22 protein-coding genes are annotated in these 20,898 nt (G+C 63.0%); 12 read left to right on the top strand and 10 right to left on the bottom strand.

Features of this window, described 5'->3' with window-relative positions; all coding sequences use genetic code 11:
* Nucleotides 1-99: 99 nt before the first annotated feature.
* The 5 genes from glnA to ACFCW2_RS01980 form a co-directional block, all read right to left on the bottom strand.
* A complete protein-coding gene (gene glnA, locus ACFCW2_RS02000) occupies nt 100-1,509 on the bottom strand; it encodes a type I glutamate--ammonia ligase (protein ID WP_379547814.1) in 1,410 nt (469 codons plus the stop codon).
* A 55-nt stretch (nt 1,510-1,564) separates the two neighbouring features.
* Nucleotides 1,565-1,903, bottom strand: a complete 339-nt coding sequence (locus ACFCW2_RS01995) for a P-II family nitrogen regulator (protein WP_379547812.1) — start codon at nt 1,901-1,903, stop codon at nt 1,565-1,567.
* A 233-nt stretch (nt 1,904-2,136) separates the two neighbouring features.
* On the bottom strand, nt 2,137-3,072 hold the full coding sequence (gene argC / locus ACFCW2_RS01990) for an N-acetyl-gamma-glutamyl-phosphate reductase (protein WP_379547811.1): 936 nt from the start codon (nt 3,070-3,072) through the stop codon (nt 2,137-2,139).
* A gap of 10 nt (nt 3,073-3,082) precedes the next feature.
* Nucleotides 3,083-3,424: a hypothetical protein gene (locus tag ACFCW2_RS01985; protein WP_379547809.1), complete on the bottom strand. Its 342-nt coding sequence runs from the start codon at nt 3,422-3,424 to the stop codon at nt 3,083-3,085.
* Between the two features lie 99 nt (nt 3,425-3,523).
* A complete protein-coding gene (locus ACFCW2_RS01980) occupies nt 3,524-4,927 on the bottom strand; it encodes a leucyl aminopeptidase family protein (protein ID WP_379547807.1) in 1,404 nt (467 codons plus the stop codon).
* A gap of 95 nt (nt 4,928-5,022) precedes the next feature.
* Between ACFCW2_RS01980 and map the strand changes: the two genes are divergently transcribed.
* Nucleotides 5,023-5,850 (top strand): type I methionyl aminopeptidase, encoded by an 828-nt coding sequence (gene map, locus ACFCW2_RS01975; RefSeq protein ID WP_379547806.1) that lies wholly within the window; start codon nt 5,023-5,025, stop codon nt 5,848-5,850.
* Here map and ACFCW2_RS01970 read toward each other — a convergent pair whose 3' ends face one another.
* Together ACFCW2_RS01970 and ccmA are read right to left on the bottom strand one after the other, a co-directional pair.
* A complete protein-coding gene (locus ACFCW2_RS01970) occupies nt 5,851-6,510 on the bottom strand; it encodes a heme exporter protein CcmB (RefSeq protein WP_379547804.1) in 660 nt (219 codons plus the stop codon).
* On the bottom strand, nt 6,507-7,082 hold the full coding sequence (ccmA, locus tag ACFCW2_RS01965; RefSeq protein ID WP_379547803.1) for a heme ABC exporter ATP-binding protein CcmA: 576 nt from the start codon (nt 7,080-7,082) through the stop codon (nt 6,507-6,509). Before ccmA ends, ACFCW2_RS01970 begins: the two co-directional genes overlap by 4 nt.
* Before the next feature lie 67 nt (nt 7,083-7,149).
* Here ccmA and ACFCW2_RS01960 point away from each other — a divergent pair, with 67 nt between their 5' ends.
* Complete coding sequence (locus ACFCW2_RS01960) at nt 7,150-7,440, top strand: 4a-hydroxytetrahydrobiopterin dehydratase (protein WP_379547801.1); 291 nt, start codon at nt 7,150-7,152, stop codon at nt 7,438-7,440.
* A gap of 7 nt (nt 7,441-7,447) precedes the next feature.
* Here ACFCW2_RS01960 and ACFCW2_RS01955 read toward each other — a convergent pair whose 3' ends face one another.
* From ACFCW2_RS01955 to ACFCW2_RS01945, 3 genes are all read right to left on the bottom strand, one after another.
* Nucleotides 7,448-8,254: an SDR family oxidoreductase gene (locus ACFCW2_RS01955; protein WP_379547799.1), complete on the bottom strand. Its 807-nt coding sequence runs from the start codon at nt 8,252-8,254 to the stop codon at nt 7,448-7,450.
* 94 nt (nt 8,255-8,348) lie between these two features.
* Nucleotides 8,349-10,430, bottom strand: coding sequence for a S9 family peptidase (locus tag ACFCW2_RS01950; protein ID WP_379547798.1), 2,082 nt, complete (start codon nt 10,428-10,430; stop codon nt 8,349-8,351).
* 98 nt (nt 10,431-10,528) lie between these two features.
* On the bottom strand, nt 10,529-11,149 hold the full coding sequence (locus ACFCW2_RS01945) for a DNA-3-methyladenine glycosylase family protein (protein WP_379547797.1): 621 nt from the start codon (nt 11,147-11,149) through the stop codon (nt 10,529-10,531).
* Nucleotides 11,150-11,278: 129 nt separating this feature from the next.
* On the opposite strand from ACFCW2_RS01945, the gene ACFCW2_RS01940 reads away from it, so the two are divergent.
* The 10 genes from ACFCW2_RS01940 (at nt 11,279) to ACFCW2_RS01895 (ending at nt 20,895) form a co-directional block, all read left to right on the top strand.
* Nucleotides 11,279-11,596 (top strand): 2Fe-2S iron-sulfur cluster-binding protein, encoded by a 318-nt coding sequence (locus tag ACFCW2_RS01940; protein ID WP_379547796.1) that lies wholly within the window; start codon nt 11,279-11,281, stop codon nt 11,594-11,596.
* Nucleotides 11,597-11,638: 42 nt separating this feature from the next.
* A complete protein-coding gene (locus ACFCW2_RS01935; protein WP_379547795.1) occupies nt 11,639-12,652 on the top strand; it encodes a cysteine synthase A in 1,014 nt (337 codons plus the stop codon).
* 141 nt (nt 12,653-12,793) lie between these two features.
* Nucleotides 12,794-13,102: a hypothetical protein gene (locus tag ACFCW2_RS01930; RefSeq protein WP_379547794.1), complete on the top strand. Its 309-nt coding sequence runs from the start codon at nt 12,794-12,796 to the stop codon at nt 13,100-13,102.
* A 3-nt stretch (nt 13,103-13,105) separates the two neighbouring features.
* The gene (locus tag ACFCW2_RS01925) at nt 13,106-13,909 is read left to right on the top strand and encodes a Gldg family protein (protein ID WP_379547792.1); all 804 of its coding nucleotides are present in this window, start codon (nt 13,106-13,108) and stop codon (nt 13,907-13,909) included.
* A gap of 292 nt (nt 13,910-14,201) precedes the next feature.
* Nucleotides 14,202-14,714 (top strand): division/cell wall cluster transcriptional repressor MraZ, encoded by a 513-nt coding sequence (locus tag ACFCW2_RS01920; RefSeq protein ID WP_379547791.1) that lies wholly within the window; start codon nt 14,202-14,204, stop codon nt 14,712-14,714.
* Nucleotides 14,711-15,658, top strand: a complete 948-nt coding sequence (gene rsmH / locus ACFCW2_RS01915) for a 16S rRNA (cytosine(1402)-N(4))-methyltransferase RsmH (protein WP_379547790.1) — start codon at nt 14,711-14,713, stop codon at nt 15,656-15,658. The genes ACFCW2_RS01920 and rsmH overlap by 4 nt, the downstream gene beginning before the upstream one ends.
* A complete protein-coding gene (locus ACFCW2_RS01910; RefSeq protein ID WP_379547789.1) occupies nt 15,655-16,206 on the top strand; it encodes a hypothetical protein in 552 nt (183 codons plus the stop codon). The genes rsmH and ACFCW2_RS01910 overlap by 4 nt, the downstream gene beginning before the upstream one ends.
* A complete protein-coding gene (locus tag ACFCW2_RS01905; protein ID WP_379547787.1) occupies nt 16,203-17,924 on the top strand; it encodes a peptidoglycan D,D-transpeptidase FtsI family protein in 1,722 nt (573 codons plus the stop codon). Before ACFCW2_RS01910 ends, ACFCW2_RS01905 begins: the two co-directional genes overlap by 4 nt.
* Nucleotides 17,921-19,420 (top strand): UDP-N-acetylmuramoyl-L-alanyl-D-glutamate--2,6-diaminopimelate ligase, encoded by a 1,500-nt coding sequence (locus tag ACFCW2_RS01900; RefSeq protein ID WP_379547786.1) that lies wholly within the window; start codon nt 17,921-17,923, stop codon nt 19,418-19,420. Before ACFCW2_RS01905 ends, ACFCW2_RS01900 begins: the two co-directional genes overlap by 4 nt.
* Entirely contained in the window at nt 19,417-20,895 is a 1,479-nt protein-coding gene (locus ACFCW2_RS01895) for a UDP-N-acetylmuramoyl-tripeptide--D-alanyl-D-alanine ligase (protein WP_379547785.1), read from the top strand. Before ACFCW2_RS01900 ends, ACFCW2_RS01895 begins: the two co-directional genes overlap by 4 nt.
* Nucleotides 20,896-20,898 lie beyond the last annotated feature (3 nt).

Here is a 20,898-nt window from a genome sequence, read left to right as displayed (position 1 = left end):
GCGAGAAGGACGTCTGGCTGCCCCATGTTCTGCAGGCACAAAAAAGGGCGCCCGGTTTCCCGGACGCCCCTTGTTGTTTGTCGATTGCAGTCCTGAGAATCAGGCGCTGTAATACATGTCGAACTCGACCGGGCTGGGCGTGTGCTCCAGACGGTACACTTCTTCCCACTTCAGTTCCATGTAGGCCTCGAGCTGGTCCTTGGAGAACACGTCGCCCTTGAGCAGGAACTCGTGGTCGGCTTCCAGTGCCTCGAGGGCTTCGCGCAAGGAACCGCACACGGTCGGCACGTCGGCCAGTTCGGACGGCGGCAGATCGTACAGGTTCTTGTCCATCGCGTCGCCCGGGTGGATCTTGTTCTCAATCCCGTCGAGACCAGCCATCAAAAGCGAAGCGAAGGACAGATACGGGTTGGCCAGCGCATCGGGGAAACGGAATTCCACGCGCTTCGCCTTATCGCCCGCGCCGTAAGGGATACGGCACGATGCCGAACGGTTGCGCGCCGAATAGGCGAGCAGGACCGGCGCTTCAAAGCCCGGCACCAGACGCTTGTAGCTGTTGGTGGTCGGGTTGGTGAAGGCGTTGCAGGCCTTCGCATGCTTGATCACGCCGCCGATGTAATGGAGGCAGGTTTCCGACAGGCCGGCATATTCATTGCCTGCGAACGTCGGCTTGCCATCTTTCCAGATCGACATGTGGGTGTGCATGCCGCTGCCGTTATCGTCCTTGATCGGCTTGGGCATGAACGTCGCCGTCTTGCCGTAAGCATGGGCGACCTGGTGCACGACATACTTGTAGATCTGCACGCGGTCGGCGGTCTGGGTCAACTCGCCAAAGGTGATGCCCAGCTCGTGCTGCGCGGCGGCAACTTCGTGGTGATGCTTGTCCATGGGCAGGCCCATTTCCAGCATGGTGGTGACCATCTCGGCGCGGATATCCATGGCGCTGTCGACCGGCGCGACGGGAAAGTACCCGCCCTTGGCGCGCGGACGGTGGCCCATATTGCCGCCTTCATATTCCTTGCCGGTGTTGGTCGGCAGCTCGACATCGTCGATTGCGTAGCCCGATCCGGCATAGCCGTCTTCGAAGCGGACATCGTCGAACATGAAGAATTCGGGCTCCGGCCCGACATAGACGGTGTCACCGATCCCGGTGGACTTCAGATAGGCTTCGGCGCGTTTCGCGGTCGAGCGCGGGTCGCGGGCATAGAGCTGGCCGTCGGAAGGCTCCACGATGTCGCAGAACAGCACCAGCATCGGCGTGGCGGAGAACGGATCGATGTAGCTGGTGCCCAGATCGGGCTTCAGGATCATGTCGCTTTCATTGATGACCTTCCAGCCTTCGATGGAAGAGCCATCGAACATCAGGCCGTCTTCAAGGGCATCTTCGTCCATGACACCCGCATGCATCTGCAGATGCTGCCATTTGCCCTTGGGATCGGTGAAGCGCAGGTCGACCCACTCGATCTCGTTATCCTTGATGGTCTTCAGAACGTCTTTAACATTGGACATGGACGGGTCTTCCTATTGGTGTTGATTGTGAATTGGTTACATGGATCGTGATGCGTCAGACGGCATCGTCTCCGGTTTCTCCGGTACGAATGCGCAGGGCATTTTCGATTGCGGTGACGAAAATCTTGCCGTCGCCGATCCGGCCGGTTTGCGCGGCGGCAGCGATGGCCTCCACAACAGCCTCGGCAGCGGCGTCGGGAACGACGACTTCCAGCTTAACCTTGGGCAGGAAATCGACGACATATTCGGCGCCGCGATAGAGCTCTGTGTGGCCCTTCTGACGGCCAAAGCCCTTGGCCTCGGTCACTGTGATGCCGGACACGCCCACTTCGTGCAGCGCCTCCTTCACTTCGTCGAGCTTGAACGGTTTGATGATCGCTTCGATCTTTTTCACCGCGGCGTTTCCCCTGCACATTGGGCCGGCGCCATACGGAGCAAGGATAGCTCCGCCGGAACCGGCTGTTTAACAATGTCTCGTCGCGGACACACGTTCCAAGAATCGTGCCAAAAAAGCCCGCACGCGACTGCGAAGGGCGAACGCTAGGGCAAAGGCGGGATTCGGGGAAGGGGGCGGATTGCATCACCGGTAATGACGCCGGTCGCTGCCTGTTTGCACGGCGGGTGTGCCTAATTATCAGGCAGAACTAGTCCTTCGGTTTCCGGCTGGCCGGTCATCAGGTTGAGCGATTGCACGGCGGCACCGCTCGCGCCCTTGCCCAGATTGTCCAAGGTCGCAATCAGCCGGACCTGCGTTTCATCCGGTGATACCGCTACATACAGGTCCAGTCCGTCATTCGCAGGCTCGTCCCGGCGGACCAGCAGTTCCGCCGGCAAGCTATCATGGACCCGCACGAGCGGCGTGTCGGCATAGTATTCCTGTAGAGCAGCCATGATCTTGCCCGCACTGGTGGAGTGCCGCATCGCGGCCAGCGACAGGGGCACCTCGACCAGCATTCCGCGATAGGCGGGGATGACCGACGGTGCGAAGACCGGCGGAAATTCGAGGCCCGCCTGCTGCTGCATTTCCGGCAGGTGTTTGTGCGCCAGGTCCAGCCCGTAAGTGCGAAATGCAATGCCGCGATCATTTTCATATCGCTCGATCATCGCATTGCCGCCGCCCGAAAAGCCGGAGACCGCATTGACGCTGTAAGGCGCATTCGCCGGCAAGAGCCGCGCACGAATGAGCGGGGCGAGCAGGGCGAGAAACCCGGTCGGGTAGCAGCCCGGGTTGCTGACCCGCGTGGCATTGGCAATCGACTTCCGGCCGACGAGTTCAGGGAATCCGTAGGTCCATCCCTGCGCCGTGCGGTGGGCGCTGGATGCGTCGATGATGCGGGTATCGGCGCTCTCGCCGAGCAGGGTGACGGCCTCGCGCGCCGCGTCATCGGGCAGGCACAGTATGGCGATATCGGCTGCGTCCAGCGCCTCGGCGCGCGCGCCGGTATCCTTGCGCTGGGCATCGTCGAGCACGGTGACTTCAAAGGCATCGCGCCCGGCCAGCCGCTCGTGGATTTCGAGGCCGGTGGTGCCCGCCGCCCCGTCGATGAAGACATTTGTTGCCATCAGATCGGATTTACGAAGCGAGTGCGGAGCGGCGGATATAGCCGGTCGGCCCGTCCGGTCCGCAGCAGCCCCAGGCCCACTCGCTGGTCATGTCGAGTGCTTCAAACATCGAGCCGCTTTTCAATTCGACCACAATCTCGGCATCATCGCTGGGAGCGCCAAGCAAAGCGGCATCGGCGCTTCCCACATGCTTGACGTCGGGGACCGCATAATGGGCCACGAAATGGGTCCCTGCGAGAGCGATATGTGCCAGATCGCCGCGCACCGGCAGGCCGCCCTGTTCGGGAGGCGTGACCGGACCCGACAGCGGAAGCTGTCCTTCGGGTGCAGTGTAGCGAGGCTGATCGGTCACTGGACGGGTTACAATTCAATTCGGTTGTGCGGAAAGCAGCCGCTTAGCCATAGGTTGCCTGTCGGGCAAGTTTGCGTGAACGTTGCCTGCTTGCGGGTCTCACTTCGGGCCATACCGGGCGCGCAGCATATGCCAGCTTGCGCGCAGGCCATAGGCCGCGCCGCCCTTGGGCCGGCCGGGCTTGGCGTAGGGCCGCCAGCCAAACGTATCGAAATGCGCCCAGTCGATGCCCTCACCGACGAATTTGTCGAGGAACAGACCCGCTACACTCGCCCCGGCATAGGGGTTGGACTGTGCGTTGTTCATGTCGGCAATGTCGCTGGCGAGATACTCGCGGTAGGCCTCGGGTAGCGGCAGGCGCCACGGTTCGTCATCATGCGCCTTGCCCGCTGCAATCAGATCGGCGGCGGTCTCGTCGCGCCGTGTCATCATGGCCGGCAGATCGGGGCCGAGCGCGATGCGGGCCGCGCCTGTCAGTGTGGCGAAGTCGATGATCAGCTCGGGTTTTTCCTCGCTCGCCCGGGTCAGCGCGTCGCCCAGAATCAAGCGCCCTTCCGCGTCGGTATTACCGATCTCGACCGTCAGCCCTTTGCGCGTCTGCAGCACATCGCCGGGCCGGAAGGCATTGCCGGAAATCGCATTCTCGACCGCTGGCACCAGCAGATGCAGGCGCACCGGCAGGTTGCCGCCCATAATCAGGCCCGCCAGCGCGATGGCATGGGCACTCCCGCCCATATCCTTCTTCATCAGCTTCATACCGACAGCAGATTTCACATCCAGCCCGCCGGAATCGAAGCTGACGCCTTTGCCGACCACGGCGATGACGGGATTGCCTTCTTTGCCCCACGTAAGATGCATCAGTCGCGGCGCATGATGGCGGGCTGCGGCCCGTCCGACCGCGTGGACCATGGGATAGCCTTGTTCCAGCGCATCGCCCTTGATCGTTTCCATCTTTGCGCCATGCGCTTTGACCAGTGCCTCGCACTCGGCCTCGATTGCGGCGGGGCCCATATCTTCTGCGGGTGTGTCGACCATCCGCATCACCAGCATGACGGCCTCTGCCTCGGCGATCAATGGTTCGATGGCCTTGACCTGTTTGGTCAGCAGCACACGCGGGCCGGTGGCCTTCGGATCGTCCTTGTATTTTGTGAAGCGGTATTGCGCCGTCAGCCAGCCATGCATCGCCGGGCCGGGATCCGCAATGCCGCCCTCCTTGGGAGCGAGACGATATGTCCCCTCCGGCAGGTCCTCGGCCAATTTGGCAAGGCACCAGCTGGACAGTTCGTCCGGATTGGCCACACCGCCAACGGCGAACCAATCATCGCCATCGGGCACGATTCCGACCTGATAGCCCTTGCCGGTGAACTTCTGCCCCGCCAGAGCCGCGCGCTGTCCGCCGGTCAGGGTCTTGGACCACGTCTCAAAGCCGTCTTCATTGACGAGGTGGATGGCAACCGCGTCCTGGTCGCGGTCGGGCTGGATCAAATCGATTGTCTTACTCATCCGGCCCAATTGGGGGCGATAGCGGCGGCTGGCAATCCCTAGGATTGCTAACCGTCATCTCGCAATTTGACGTCGGAGCCGCTACATGCCCCGTCATGACCGAATATCAGACCATCACCGCCGCCGACGACGTACAGCGCGACGGGACCATCAAGCTGCACGACGAAAGCGGATTTGCAGGGATGCGCGCCGCCGGGAAACTGGCGGCGGAAATCCTCGACGAAGTGACCACCATGGTGGAGCCGGGCGTTACGACGCTGGAGCTGGATACCGCGATCCGGAGCATGATGCTGGATGCGGGGGCAGTGCCTGCGACCTTGGGCTATCGCGGATACACGCATAGCAGCTGTATCTCGCTCAACCATGTTATCTGCCACGGCATCCCTTCGGACAAGGCACTGAAAGATGGCGATATTCTCAATATCGACATTACGCCGCTGCTGGATGGTTGGCATGGCGACACCAGCCGGATGTTCTTTGCAGGCGAACCTTCGCTCAAAGCCAAACGTCTGGTCGAGGTGACCTATGAGTGCCTGATGCTGGGCATCGAAGCGGCCAGCCAGCCGGGCGCGCGGCTGGGCGATATCGGCGCGGCGATTGCGGCCCATGCGCGGCAGTACCGTTACGGCGTGGTGCGCGAGTTTTGCGGGCACGGTCTGGGGCGGATGTTCCATGACGAGCCCGAAGTGGTGCATCAGGCCGAGGCCGGGACGGGGCCGGAGCTAAAGCCGGGTATGTTCTTCACTATCGAGCCGATGATCAATCTGGGCCGTCCATGGGCGAAAATTCTGAAGGACGGCTGGACAGCGGTGACGCGCGACAAGTCGCTGTCGGCACAGTTCGAGCACTCGATCGGGCTGACCGGCAACGGCGTGGAGATTTTCACGGCGAGCCCCAAGGGGCTGGACAAGCCGCCTTATTGATCAGTTTTCCCGCGCTGCTCTTATCGCCGCGCCCGCTGCGAAGGGGGCGAGGGCACACAGCGCCAGACTGATTGCACCGGCCAAGGCCAGACCGGCGCTGTCCGGGCGCGCAATGGCACCAGCCCCGAAAATAAGCACCGGCGCGGCGAGGGGAAGCAGCAGCAACCCGGCCAGCGCCGTTCCTGCTCTAAGCGATGCCATTACGGCGGAGACCATCAGTCCGATGGCAGCAAGCCCCGGCGTTCCGGCGAGGAGACCCAGCACAACCTGACGCAAGCTATCGCCGCTCAGCCCCAACAGGGCGGCGGCAGGAAGGCAGGCAAGCAGCAACAGCGGCGCGAAGGCGAGCCAATGCGCCAGCAGCCGCGCTGCCATCGCGCTCTCTTCGGCAATGCCGCGCAGCGCGAACTGGTCGAATACGCCGGATTCCAGATCATCTTTCACCAGCCGGTCCAGCGGCAGGATCGCGGCGAGCAAGGCGGCAATCCACAGCACGCCGCCACCGGTGCGGGCGAGCAGCGCAGGCTCCGGCCCCACCGCAAAGGGAAAAAGCATCGCGACAGCCAGAAAGAACACCAGTGGCAGCAGTGCACCTCCGCGCGATCCGCCCGGCAGGAGCAAGCCAAGATCGCGCCTGAGCAGAGTCCAGAACGCGCTCATCGCATCGGTTCCAGCGCCAATTGCGGTATATCGAGACCGGTCGGCTGGTGCGAGGCAATGACGCAAATGCCCCCTTGCGCCCGGTGGGCGGCAATCAGTCCCGCCACGCTCGCCTGTGCATCGGTATCCAGCCCGTTCAACGGCTCATCGAGCAGCCAGATATCGGCGTTCTGACCGGCCATCCGCGCCAATCCCGCGCGCTTGCGCTGGCCGGTCGAGAGATAGCGCACGGGTATGTCGAGCAGCGACAGCAGACCAAGCGCCGCGCGCATCTGCGCAGCGTTGCAGGCTCCGTCCAGCCTTTCCCAAAAGGCCAGCGCATCGCGCAATGTGTGATCCGTATCAAGCGCCAGTCGCTCGTCCAGCATTGCAATGCTGCCTGTGCACTCCACGCTTCCTGTAAATGGCCGCGCGAGGCCTGCCAGTATCCGCATCAGGCTGGTTTTGCCCACACCGTTGGGGCCGGTCACATGCAGCGCGTCGCCTGCCTCCAACGACAGTGACAGGCCGCTAAACAGCAATCGCTCGCCGCGCCGGCAGGCCAGATCATTTGCGGAGAGATGCGCTTGCATGGGCGAGGGCGATAAGCGAAAGCCATCAGGTAAACAACGTCCTGCCAGCAATCGAGGAATGCGCACCATGTCCGTGGAAAAATTGACCGAGCAAGAACGCGAGACGTGGCTCACCGCACTCGCAGACTGGCAGATGGCGGACGGCAAGGACGCGATCCAGCGGACCTTCAAATTCGCCGATTTCAGCGAGGCATGGGGCTTTATGAACCGGGTCGCCTTGCTGGCGGAAACGCAGGAGCATCACCCCGAGTGGTTCAACGTCTACAACACGGTCGACATTACCCTGACCACGCATGATGCGGACGGTCTGTCCCAGCGCGATGTAAAGATGGCGAAGGCGATCGACGCGCTGCTCTAGAGGGAGCTTACCGCCCCAGCGGGCGGCTGTTGTCGCGCGACATTTTGCGCACGCGGCCCGGCATCCAGCGCGCGGCAAAGGCCATGCTTTTCGCCGTCTTGCCCACTTTCACGTGCAGTTCTTTGCCGTGCACGGCCCGCCATGCGGCTTCGCCAACTTCTTCCACCGGCGTAATTTCCAAGCCGCCATCCTTCACCCGCTGGCGGATTTGCTCGTTCGCCTTGGCATTGGGGGAATGGTCGAGCAGCGGCGTGTCGATAAAGCTGGGCATCAGCGAGCGAACTTCGATCCCGTGCTCGGCCCATTCCGCGTCCAGACTTTCGGTCAGCGCGCGCACGCCGAACTTGGTAGCGGAATAGACGCTCGCGCCGCCTGTACCATAAAGGCCCGCAGCGCTGGCCGTGTTGAGCAGGCAGGATCCCGGCGCGGTTTTCATCAGATGAGGCATCACAGCTTGCGCGCCGAAGAATGCGCCTTTCAGATTGATATCGAGGCACCGCTCGATTTCCTCGACGCTGTTTTCTTCCAGCGATCCGCCGAGCGGAATTCCAGCATTGTTGGCCATCACATCGATGCGCCCTCCGGCGGCCATGCTGAATGCTTCCAGCGCGACATCCCACGCTTCCCGGTCCCGCACGTCGAACACATGGGCGTAAGTGAACCCGTTGCCGATCAGGGCCTCGGTTTCGCGCATCCCGCCTTCATTCACATCGCCCAGACCGATGAACCAGCCTTCGCGGGCGAAGCGCAGCGCGATGGCGCGGCCGATGCCCGATGCGCCGCCTGTGATGAAGATCGATTTGCGTGTTGCCATGTCCGTCAGTCTCTCCCGCACCCCTGCGTAAAAAAGGGGCCGCATCGCCATAAGACGATGCGGCCCCGATTGTCAGCCATAAAGGCGTTTTCGTTTACCGGAGCGCTTCGGAGAGGCCCTTCACGAAATCCGCGCCCTCGACCACTTCGGCGGTGGAGGCCTTGACCGTGTCGCCAATCGGCTCCGCGCGCCCGCCGAGGCAGGTGGCGAGGAAGTTTTCGGTCACGGCATTGAACGCGATGTTGTTCTCCGGCTTGGCGAAGCCGTGGCCTTCGTCAGGGTAAAGGACGTAGGTGACGGGAATGCCATTCGCCTTCATCGCCTCGACAATCTGGTCGCTTTCCGCCTGATTGACGCGCGGGTCATTGGCGCCTTGGCCGATCAGCAGCGGCTTGGTGATGTTCTGCGCGGAATAGAGCGGGCTGCGCTCCTTCAGCATCGCGAGACCTTCGGGCGTGTTGGGATTGCCCATCCGCTCGTGGAACTGGGCAATCACCGGCTCCCAATAAGGCGGGATGGTGGCCAGCAGCGTTTCCAAATTGGACGGGCCGACAATGTCGACGCCGCAGGCGAATTCTTCCGGCGTGAAGGTCAGGCCTGCCAGTGTGGCATAGCCGCCATAGGATCCGCCCATGATCGCGACCTTGTCCTGCGAGGTGACGCCGCGATCAACAGCCCACTGGACCGCGTCCAGCAGGTCGTCATGCATCTTGCGGCCCCATTCCAGATCGCCGGCGGAGATGAAATTCTTGCCGAAGCCGGTCGACCCGCGGAAATTGGTGCTCAGCACGGCATAGCCGCGATTGGCGAGCCATTGGTGATAGCTGTTATAGCCGTAGCCATCGCGCGCCCACGGGCCGCCATGGACCAGCAGAACCATCGGTACCGGCGCTTCGGGCACGCCGTCCGCGTCCGTGTCGGTGCCCGGCGGCAGGGTGAGGTAGCTGGTCAGCGTCAGCCCGTCGCGGCTGGTGATTTCCAGCGCCTGCATCGGCTGCAGCGGTGCGCCTTCCAGATCGGGGCGCGAGGTGTAGAGCTCGGTCAGCGTTTCGGCGTCGCGGTCGAACATGTAGACTCTGGTGGGGCTGGTCAGCGGGTCGTTCCAGACGATCCATTTGCGATCATCATCGGTGCGCGAATTGATGCCGTATTGGCCCTCCAGCCGCTCACCCAGCCAATCGAGCGCTGCGCCGATTTCAGCGTCCAGCGCGGTCCATTCGGTTTTCAGGTAGTTGACCGAGTAGGCCTCTACTTCGCCGGTTTCCTGATCGCGGATGGTGCCGCCGATATCGGCTCGCGCATCCTCGGCAACGACAGTGACTTCGCCTGTCGCCATATCGGTGGCGGTGAGGGCGGCGGTGTCGCGGCCCCGGCTATCCGTCCAATACAGGATGCTGCCATCGCGGGTAAAACCGGCAGGATTGGTGGTCAGCGAATCCGCTAGATCGGTGCTGCTGAAGGGCTCGTCGGCGGGCACATTATCGGTGACTTTGAAGTAATCCATGCCGCCTGCGGCATTGGGGCGCAGGGCCATGCGGACATCCAGATTGTCGTCCGCGACGAAACCGGCATAGCCATCGTTCTGGATCATCAGTTCCAGCGCGCCGGTGTTGAGATCGAGCAGGTGGACATCGTGAAAACGCGGATCGCGATTGTTGAGCCCGACGAGCACCTTGTCCTTGTACTGGTCCGACGCCCCGACGATCTGCACGCGGGTGTTCTCGAAATCGGTCAGCGTGGTTTCTACGCCGCTTTCGATATTCACGCCGTACATCAGGAAGTTTTCATCGCCGCCCTTGTCCTGAATATACAGGATGCTTTGGCTGTCCGGGGCGAAGAAATATTGCCGGATCGGGCGGTCGGTCGCCTTGGTCAGTACGCGGGCTTCGTCCGGTGCATCGGCGGGCGCGACCCAGACATTCAGAACGCCATCGACCGGTGCCAGCCAGCCGAGCCATTGGCCATCGGGGCTTATCTGGCCGCCGGCACGGGTCGGATTGCCGAACAGCGCCTCACGAGAAATGAGCGGGGCTGCTTCACTTGTTTTGGTCATGTCTGCTCCGGATTGGGCGTGGTTGCCGCCATGATGATCGGCCAGGGCGGCTTGCGGCATGGCGGTAAGGGCCAATGCCGAGGCAGCGGCCAAGAATACGATAGATTTGGTGCGGATGGTCATGAGTGCAAGCTCCGGTTCCTGAAAATGGCAATGCATCATATATCAAGTGAGCTTGCTACAAAGTCAAGTTAGCTTTCCATCGCACTCTTGGTGATCATTCATAGCGCGTCCATATTGTAGGTATGCCACGCGAACACGGCCATGGCCCCGCGATGGGGGCTCCAAGGCTCGGCAATAGCGCGAACCTCCTTCTCGGTCGGCAGCTTTTCGCTCAACTGCATGATCCGCCCGACAGCCTTCTGCACGGCCAGATCACCGGCGGGCCAGATATCGGGACGGCCTTCGGCGAAGAGCAAATAGATTTCAGCCGACCAGCGCCCGATGCCCTTGATCTTGATGAGTTCGGCAATTGCCTCTTCATCATCCGGTGGCAGGTTATCCAGATCTAGGACGCCGCCATCGACCAGTTCGCACAAAGAGCGGGCATAGCCTTGCTTCTGGCGCGACAGTCCGCAGGCGCGCAGCGTGTCGAAATCGCGCGCCAGCAGCTCGCTTGCCTCCATCGCCTCTCCCAGCTCCGCCTCCAGCTTGCGCCATACGCTGGCGGCGGCGGCCACGCTCACCTGCTGGCCGACAATCGTTCTGAGCAGGGTGATATAGCCGGTAGGGCGGCTTCGCGGCTCCGGATATCCCGCGATTTTCAGGCTGCCGGCGATGTTCGGCTCGCGCGCCGCGAGGTCATCCAGCCCGTCTTTGATCTGCTGCGCCGTCAAACCCATGTTGTGTTCCTATCAGAATTGGTGCGGCCCATAGGCCTCTCTTGCGTAATGCCGCCGCACCGCTTAGCAGCCGCCCTTCATACCCCGATAGGGGCTTAGGTGAACGCAGAAGACAGGAAGACACGCATTATGCCCAAGCTGGTAGTCGTCACGCGCGAAGGTGAAGAATCCACAATCGATGTGGATGATGGCGTAACTGTGATGGAAGCGATCCGCGACAATGGCTTCGACGAGCTGCTGGCACTCTGCGGTGGCTGCTGCTCTTGCGCGACCTGCCACGTGGTGGTGGACCCGGCCTTCACCGACAAACTGCCCGAAATGAGCGAAGACGAGGATGATCTGCTGGAATCCTCCGACCATCGCACCGAAACATCGCGCCTGTCGTGCCAGATCCCGTTCACCGATAAGCTGGACGGCCTCAAAGTGACTATCGCCCCTGAAGATTAAGTTTGGTTGGCGGCGCGCAGCGGGCGGGCTAACCCACCTCCCATGAACATTACCGCGCCCTTTGCAAATACGCTCGACCTGATCGGCAACACTCCACTGGTGCGGCTTGCCGGGCCGAGCGAGGCGGCTGGCTGCGACATTTACGGCAAGTGCGAATTCGCCAATCCCGGCGGATCGGTGAAGGACCGCGCCGCGCTCGGCATTATTCGCGATGCCGAGGCTTCCGGCGATTTGCAGGCTGGTGGGACGGTCGTAGAGGGAACGGCAGGCAATACCGGTATTGGCATTGCGCTGGTGGCAAACGCGCTGGGCTACAAGACGATCATCGTCATGCCCGACAATCAGAGCCGCGAGAAAATGGATACGCTGCGGGCCCTGGGCGCGCAGCTGGTCACCGTTCCGCCCACCAAATATGCCGACGCCAATCACTTCGTACACACTTCGCGGCGTCTGGCGGAGGAAACCGACGGGGCAGTGTGGGCGAACCAGTTCGACAATATCGCCAATCGCAAGGTTCACATCGAAGGCACCGCAGCGGAACTCTGGGAGCAGCTGGAAGGCCGGATCGACGGGTTCACCTGCGCCGCGGGCACTGGGGGGACTATCGCCGGCGTAGGGATGGGCCTGAAAGAACGCGACGAGAATTGCGTCATCGCGCTGACTGACCCGCATGGCGCGGCGCTCTACAGCTATTTCAAAGATGGCGAGCTGGCTTCGGCTGGAACATCGGTCGCCGAGGGAATCGGACAGGGCCGGATCACCGCCAATCTGGAGGGCGCGCCGATCGATTCGCAATACCGTATCGGCGATCCCGAAGGCCTGGAATGGGTCGCGCGTCTGCTGCGCGAGGAAGGGCTGTGCCTGGGTCTTTCCAGCGGAATCAATGTGGCGGGCGCAGTGGCTCTGGGCCGCGAACTGGTGGCGCAGGGGCGCAAAGACGCGCGGGTCGCGACGATCCTGTGCGACAGCGGGTTCCGCTATCTCTCCACGCTCTACAATGCCGATTGGCTGCGTGAGAAGGACCTGCCGGTTTTCGAATGGCTGGAGCAAACCTAACGCGGCAGCCGTCCAGAGGCGGTAACGCAAGACGATTGACGGGCTGCCGCGTCGCGGGCAGAATCCCGCGTCATGGCTTTGATCCCCTTAAGCAGATTGATCCGCGGCAGCGAAGCCGGGGACAGCGCAGCGGAATCCGGCATGCGTGCCCGGGCGCCGCTCGGCGGTTCACGCAGCGAGGCGATCCAGCGTTTGCAGATCGGCGTCGGGGGGCTTGTTTCCATGGTGTTGCTGGTCGGCGTCGCCAATATCGTGATCGACAGCGCGCGCGAGACAGAAGCGACGACGGTCCCCGAAGCAGCAGCAACCGTTGAAGCAGACGCTCCGCAGAATGATCCATTGGCCGATGCCGGTATCGTGCCCGATTTGCCTGCCGAGGCGGAGGAGGAGCCCTTGCCCGAGGGACCGGTCGTGCCAGAGCAGGGCGAAGGCTTGCCGCCTGCAGAATAGGCCGTGAGCAAGCTTGCACTTTCAGCCGTGATTGCGCCGGTCGCGCTGTCTTTGATGGCGGCCTGCACCGAGCATGACAGCCGCACGGTGGATGCTCCCGAACAGGCAATTGCCACCGAAGGAGTGTCAGATCGGCTGGGGCTGATGACGACCTTGCCGATCCTGTGGTCGGAAGGCGATGATTTCACCGCATTGCTCGCTCCCGATGCGCAGGCCCATTGGGCGCTGGACGCGCTGGGCCAGAACCACGAGGTGGCGGCCATCGACATCCTGACGCCCGATGCGCTGGCCGGGCTCGAGCTGCTGGTGCTGGCGCAGCCCCGCATGCTGTCGCCGGAAGAGAATGTGGCGCTGGATGATTGGGTGCGGGGCGGGGGGCATGCGCTTGTCTTCGCCGACCCCATGCTGACCGGCCATTCGGAATACGGTGTGGGCGACAAACGCCGCCCGCAGGATGTGGCGCTGCTCGATACGCTTCTGGCGCGGTGGGGATTGGCTCTGGAAGCGGCTCCGCCATCGGCGGAAACCCGTTTTGTGGCTTTCGGTGGCGGCGAGTTGCCGCTGGCTGCTCATGGCGAGCTGACCCGCCGCGAACCGGCCGGCGGCGCACAAAGCGATTGCACCGACCGACTCGGGCGTGTTCTAACAATGTGTGCAATCGGGAAGGGCCGCGCCGTCATACTCGCCGATGCGGCCATTCTGGAGGCCGAGGAAGCGCCGGACGCGGCGGTATTGGTGGCCTTCGAAGAGTTGATCGGCATGGCAAAGGAAGGTCCAGCAGCCGCATCCGGGAAAAGTGGGGAATGATGGTTTGGAGCGTGGAGAAGGTCATCGATCACCTGGGAAAGCGGATGATGGCGCGAAAAATGCCTGACTAAAATATGTTTTAAAACAGACACTTTCCGGGAATTCCCGAAAAAAAGCGTCTTTTCCCCTTTTCACCCACCCCTGCTGGGAGTAGGACCTCCTTTCATTGGATATGAGGATTCCGCTGCGCCGTGCCTGACAGGTCGGCGGGTTGCCGGTGCTCGCGCGCTGGCGACTGCGGGAAAGCTGTGTCCACGAGGGTTAGAGGCGCTTTGTCGGGGACGCGCGGGGAGTGGAAAGCGAATTTCAAGGGTATTCGGGAACAGCCTTTTCGCCTGCGGGCGATAAGGGCCGTTTCTCTTTGCCCCCCGCATTCCGCAAAGAAGTGCGTGCCGCCAGCGGCGATAATCGCCTGCTGTGCATCGACAAGCACGACCGCTGGAACTGCCTGATCGGCTTTGGCACTTCGCGCCGCGCAGAACTGAAAAGCAATCTCAAGCGCGAGAAAAAGCTCGCCGAGAAACGCGGCCATGATTTCGATTATGACGAGCGGTCGAGCGAGCTGTTCGGGTTCGAGACGATCCCGTTCGACGATAGCGGGCGCTTCGTGATGCCCAGCCATCTGGGTGAACTGGCCAACATCACCGGCGGCCTGTTCTTCCGCGGGGCGGATGATTTCTTCACCATGTGGGACCCGGAAGAGCTCTACAAAATGGGCCCGTCCTGGCGCGCTGCGCAGGCATCTTGCAAGAATATGGTCGAGCAGGCCCAGGCCAAGCTGGCCGGGAAGGGTGGTGCAAAATGAGCGCGCCTTCCAAAACCGCACCACACATTCCTGTCCTCCTCGATGAAGTCGTCGCCGCACTGGACCCGCAGCCCGGCGATGTGCTGGTGGATGCAACCTTCGGCGCTGGCGGCTATACCCGCGCGCTTTTGGAGCGCGGCGCCCGGGTCTACGCGTTCGATCGCGATCCCGACGCCATCAAGAATGGGGCGGCTATGGAGGCCGAGTTCGACGGGCGCCTGTCTTTGCACCCGCATCGCTTCTCACAGATGGCTTCGGAGATGGGGCGCATGGGCATCGCGCGGGTCGATGGCGTTGTCATGGATATCGGCGTGTCCTCCATGCAGCTGGATCAGGCGGAGCGCGGCTTTGCATTCTCCACCGACGGCCCGCTGGATATGCGGATGGAGCAGGACGGCCCCAGCGCCGCCGATTTCCTCAACACCGCAGAAGCGGACCAGATCGCCGATGTGCTGTATCGCTATGGCGAGGAACGCCAGTCGCGCCGGGTCGCCCGCGCAATTATCGCCGCACGCCCGCTGGAAACAACCGGTGAGCTGGCCCGTGTCATTCGCAAGGCGCTGGGTCATCGTCCCGGTGCGCCCAAGGACCCGGCGACCCGCTCGTTTCAGGCCATCCGCATCCATGTGAATGGCGAATTGGATGAACTGGAGCAGGGCCTGTTCGCAGCAGAACGCTTGCTCAAATCGGGTGGCAAGCTGGCCGTTGTCAGCTTCCACTCTCTTGAAGACCGCATTGTGAAGCGCTTTTTCAAAAGCGCTTCTCAGGCGGCCGGCGGTGGCTCTCGTCACCTTCCCCACACCGACGCCCCGCCGGCCGTTTTCTCTCAGGTTTCCAAGGCCATCCGGCCCGGTGAAGCCGAAATTACCCGCAATCCCCGCTCGCGTTCCTCGGTCCTGCGCCACGCTGTGCGGACAGATATCGCCCCAAGAGAAGCCGCATGACGCCTCCTGCATCCCGCATCCGCCAGATTGGCTGGCTCGCCTTACTCGCAGTGTGTCTCGCACTGTTTGTGGCGCTGACATTTCGGGTCAATGCCGTGAAGAGCGAAGTCGTTCGGGCAGAGCGGACGATTGTTGCGCTGGAGCGCGAGACACGGCGGCTGGAAACGGAATATCAGACCCGAGCCAACCAGCAGCAATTGGCGACCTGGAACAAGGTCGAATTTGGCTATGATACGCCGCGTGCCGACCAGTTCATGGAAACAGAACGCCAGCTTGCCGAATTGGGTGAAGGCCGCGCGCCGGGCGCTCCCGCCCCGATCCGCGTAGCGCGCGCACCCGATCCACGCGCGGATGATGCTGGCGATGAAAATCCGATCATCGCGATGGTTTCGCCGCTGACGGGTCTGCCGGAAACGGCGCCCGCCGAAGACGCAAACCGCGAAGAAATGGGCGCCCGGGCAGCTCGCGAGGAAGCCGCTTCGTCGCTCGCCGACAGGCTTCAGTCGACGATGGATGCGCCGTCTGTTCAAACGGAACTGGCCGAATGACCGCGCTGGGTATCGATACCGCAATTTCTATCGGCAGGGTCCGGCCCGTAACGCAGCGGCACGAGGCGGTGCTGGTGGCTCGCCTGCGCGTGCTGCTGGTGGCGCTGCTGTTTGCTCTGGTGGCCTTGGCGGCGCTGTCCCGCATCGTGTTTCTCGGCATTGGTGGTGGCGCGTCCGGCCCGGCTTCGCTGGAGGAAGCGCTGCTTCCCGATCGCGGCGAGATCGTTGATCGCAACGGCACTCCGATGGCGCGCAATTTCCCGGCCCGTGCGCTGTGGTTCAATCCCAAGGCGATGGGCGATGGCGGCACGCCGCTCACCCGCTCGGCGGAAGAGGTAGCGACCAGGATCGCGGCCATCTTCCCCGAGGCTGACAAGGCCATCATCCTGCGGCGCCTGACCAGCGGCAAGGCAGGCTATCTGCGCCGCCGCGTTCTGCCGGAGCAGGCCAACCAGATACACGCGCTGGGGGAGCTGGCGCTGGAATTGCCGGAGGAAACCGACCGGCACTATCCGCAAGGATCGCTGGGCGCGCATGTGCTGGGCTATGTCACCCATGATGGCGACGGCAAGGTGGGCATGGAACAGGTGCTGCAATCGCGCCTGACCGATCCGGCCCTGCGCGGCGAGCCGATGGCGCTGTCCATCGATATGCGGGTGCAGGGCGCGCTGGAAGATGAATTGCGCAGCGGCATGCTGGCGACCAATGCCATGGGCGCGGCTGGCATCGTGCTGGATGTCGATACCGGCGAAGTGATGGCGCTGGCTTCGCTGCCCGAGTTCGATCCCAACGTGATGGATCGCCGGGTGGTGGATTACGAATTCAACCGCGTGACCAATCAGGTCTACGAGCTGGGCTCTACCTTCAAACCTTTGAGCGTGGCAGCGGCGATCGATGCCGGCGTGGTGCGCGATTTCTCGAAGCGCTGGAATGCGCGCGATGTCGAGATCAGCAATGCCGTGCTGGCCGACAGCCATTTTCTGGGCAATCATCTGAATGTGCCGGAAGCGCTTATCCAGTCTTCCAACACCGTCACCGCGCGCATTGCCGACGAGCTTGGCGCCGAACGTTTGCGCCGCACGATGATCGATCTGGGCATGAACGAGCGCCCCTATATCGAGCTGCCCGCACGCGGCCATCCGATCTGGCCGAAGGGCAAATGGCCGCGCCTGCGCAATATGACGATCAGCTATGGCCACGGCATCGCGGTTACCCCGCTGCATCTCGCGAGTGCCTATGCGGCGATGGTTAATGGCGGTGTCTGGCGTCCGGCAACGCTGCAGAAGCTGGAGGCAGGCGAGGTCCCGCGCGGACGGCGGGTGTTCAAGGAATCCACCAGCTCGCGGATGCGGCAATTGCTCCGGATGATTGCGATTTACGGCACGGGTAAGAACGCGGATGCAAAGGGCTACCGCGTCGGCGGCAAGACGGGCTCGGCAGAGAAGCCGGGCAAGCGCGGCTACCGCGAGACCAGCCTTGTTTCGACCTTCGCCGCCGCGTTCCCGATGGACAATCCGCGCTATGTCGTGGTGGCCATGCTGGACGAGCCAAAGGGCACGCATGCCAGTTCTTTCCAGCGCACGGCGGCGTGGAATGCAGCGCCCATCGTCGGCAAGCTGGTCCCGCGTATCGGCCCGCTGATGGGCGTGCGCCCTGATATGTCGCGCGATGTCGACATTTCGGACCTCAAGCCGCTGATCCCCGGGGGCGGAACATGAAGCTGGGCAAGCTGGCAGACGCTGCCGGGATTGACGCAGGGTTCGATACCGGGGCGAGCGGCGACCTCAATGTAACCGGATTTGCTATCGATCACCGCAAGGTTGCACCGGGCACGGTGTTCGGTGCCTTTCAGGGCGCTGCTGTGAATGGCGAAGACTTTATCGCATCGGCAGTTGAAGCAGGCGCCATCGCCATCGTCGCGCGGCCCGAAGCCGGCGTGTCCGGCGCAGTGCATATTGCCGATGACACGCCGCGCCGGGCCTTTGCGCGGCTGGCAGCGCGCTATTTCACGCCGGTGCCCGATACAATTGTCGCGGTGACCGGCACCAATGGCAAAACGTCCTGCGTGGAGATGACCCGGCAGCTATGGCGCATGTCGGGCCAGCGCGCGGCGAGCATCGGGACGCTGGGTGTGACGACGCCTGACGAGAGCATTTCGACAGGATTGACGACGCCCGATATTGTCACTTTTCTCAGCAATGTCAGCGGTCTGGCGCGCGAGGGCGTGACCCATGTCGCCTACGAGGCGAGCAGCCACGGCCTCTCGCAATATCGCAATGAAGGGCTGCCGGTTGCCGCTGGGGCCTTCACCAATTTCAGCCGTGATCACCTCGATTATCACGCCACCATGGAAGACTATTTCGACGCCAAGATGCAGCTGCTCGATGAAGTCGTCGTGGCGGGCGGGAAAGCGGTCATCTGGACCGGCGGTGACGACTGGACTGCGCAGGCAATTGCGCGGGCAAAGGCGCGCGGGCTCGAAGTCCTGACCGTTGGCGAGCAGGGTGATTTCATCCGGCTCACCGCGCGCACCCCCACACAGCTGGGGCAGGATCTGGAAATCACCCACGCCGGTGAGACGCGCAAGCTGCGCCTGCCACTGATCGGGGCCTATCAGGTGGCCAATGCGCTCACCTCGGCGGCTCTTGTGCTGGCTACCGGCGGTGATCCGGCGCAGGTGTGGGACGGCGTGTCGCGTCTTCAGCCTGTTCGCGGACGACTGGAGCGCGCTGTCATCGCGCCCAGCGGTGCGCCGGTCTATATCGATTACGCCCACACGCCCGACGCGCTGGAAGCCGCGATAGAGGCTCTGCGGCCCCATGTGGCGGGCCAGCTGATTACGGTGTTCGGCGCAGGTGGAGACCGCGACCACGGCAAGCGCGAGCCGATGGGCGAGGCGGCTTCGCGGCTGTCCGACCAGGTCATCGTGACCGACGACAATCCGCGCGGCGAGGCTCCGGAAGCCATTCGCGCTGCCGTGCTCGAAGGGGCAGGGGATAACGCGGTGGAAGTGGGTGACCGGCGCGCCGCTATCGCGCAGGCGATTCAGCAGGCGGGCAAGGACGATATCGTCCTGATCGCTGGCAAAGGACATGAACGCGGCCAGATCGTCGGGAGCGGGGAGCAAATGCGCGTCTTGCCGTTCGACGACGTCGAGGTCGCCCGGGAATGCAGCGCCGAAATCGGCCAAACCGCTTGGGGACACGATCAATGACTGCCAGCTCGCTCCTCAAAAAGACCCGCCATCCTGCCATCCGGTCCTGGCCGCGCACGGCCCGTGATGCTCTGCCGCTGGCGCTGTGGTCGGCGCAGGAAATCGCGGCGGCTACCGGCGGTGTGGCAAGCGGCGACTTCCAGTGTGCAGGCGTTGAAATGGACAGCCGCGATGTCCGGCCCGGTGACCTGTTTGTCGCGCTGAAGGGCGAGGCGATGGACGGGCACAAGTTTGTCGAGAAAGCCTTTGCCGCGGGCGCCTCTGCTGCGCTGGTTGACCGGCCTGTCGACGGCCCGCATGTGCTGGTGGAAGACACGACGGCCGCTTTGCATGCTTTGGCCCACGCCGCCCGCGACCGGGCTGCGGCAAAGCGGATTGCCGTCACCGGATCGGTCGGCAAAACTGGCGTAAAAGAAGCTATTTTCAACGCCTTGGACCGTTCCAGCCGGGGGCAGGCGCATCGCTCTGTCCGCAGCTACAACAACCATGTCGGCGTGCCGCTCAGCCTCGCCCGGATGCCCGCGCGCAGCCGTTACGGCGTGTTCGAGATGGGGATGAACCACGCGGGCGAGATTGCGGAACTGACGCAGCATGCTGCACCTCATGTCGCGGTGGTCACGACCATCGCGCCCGCGCATATCGAGAATCTAGGCAGCATGGAGGCGATCGCCGACGCCAAGGGCGAGATCTTTGGCGGGCTGGTGAAGGGCGGCGTGGCGATCATCCCGGCGGACAGCGAATACACTGCGCGGCTGGTCGAACATGCCAAAAAGTGCAACGCCCAAGTCATAACATTCGGTCGCCATGCATCGGCCAATGTGCGTCTGCTGGACGCTATCCCCGCGGCAAACGGCGGCTCGCTGGTCACTGCGCAGGTTGGCGAGACCCGGCTGTGCTATTCCGTTGCCGAACCGGGCGAGCACTGGATTTCCAACTCGCTTTGCGTGCTCGCTGCGGTGCAGGCAGCGGGCGGCGATCTGGGAGCGGCCGGACTGGCATTGGCCGAGCTCGGCGGTCTCAAAGGACGCGGCGCGCGCCACCAGATTTCTGTGCCGGGCGGCAAGGCCTTGCTGGTCGACGAAAGTTACAACGCCAACCCGGCTTCGATGCGGGCCACCCTGCGCCAATTGGGGCAGACTCCGGCGACGCGGCGGATCGCGGTGCTGGGCGCCATGAAGGAGCTCGGCGATTTTGCCCCCGCCATGCATTCCGCGCTGATCGAACCGCTGACCGAGGCGGCAATCGATCATGTCATCCTGGTGGGTGAAGAGATGGAGTCTCTGGCGCAGGATTTGGGGAAAGCTGGCGCAGGAACGCTTGGCAACACCATGAGCTTCGCGCATTGCCAAGGGCCTGCCGAGGCAATAGCTGCGGTGGAAGAATACGGGCTCGCAGCCGGAGACGCATTATTGGTCAAGGGGTCCAACTCGGTTGGCCTTGGCCGGCTTGTCGATCACTGGACCGCGCGCCAGTGATAA

This window comes from Qipengyuania algicola, from assembly GCF_042492175.1.
In the GTDB taxonomy this organism is placed as follows: domain Bacteria; phylum Pseudomonadota; class Alphaproteobacteria; order Sphingomonadales; family Sphingomonadaceae; genus CAJXSN01.
The sequence above is the reverse complement of the archived record's forward strand: the minus strand, read 5'-3'. Positions and strand labels throughout refer to the sequence as shown.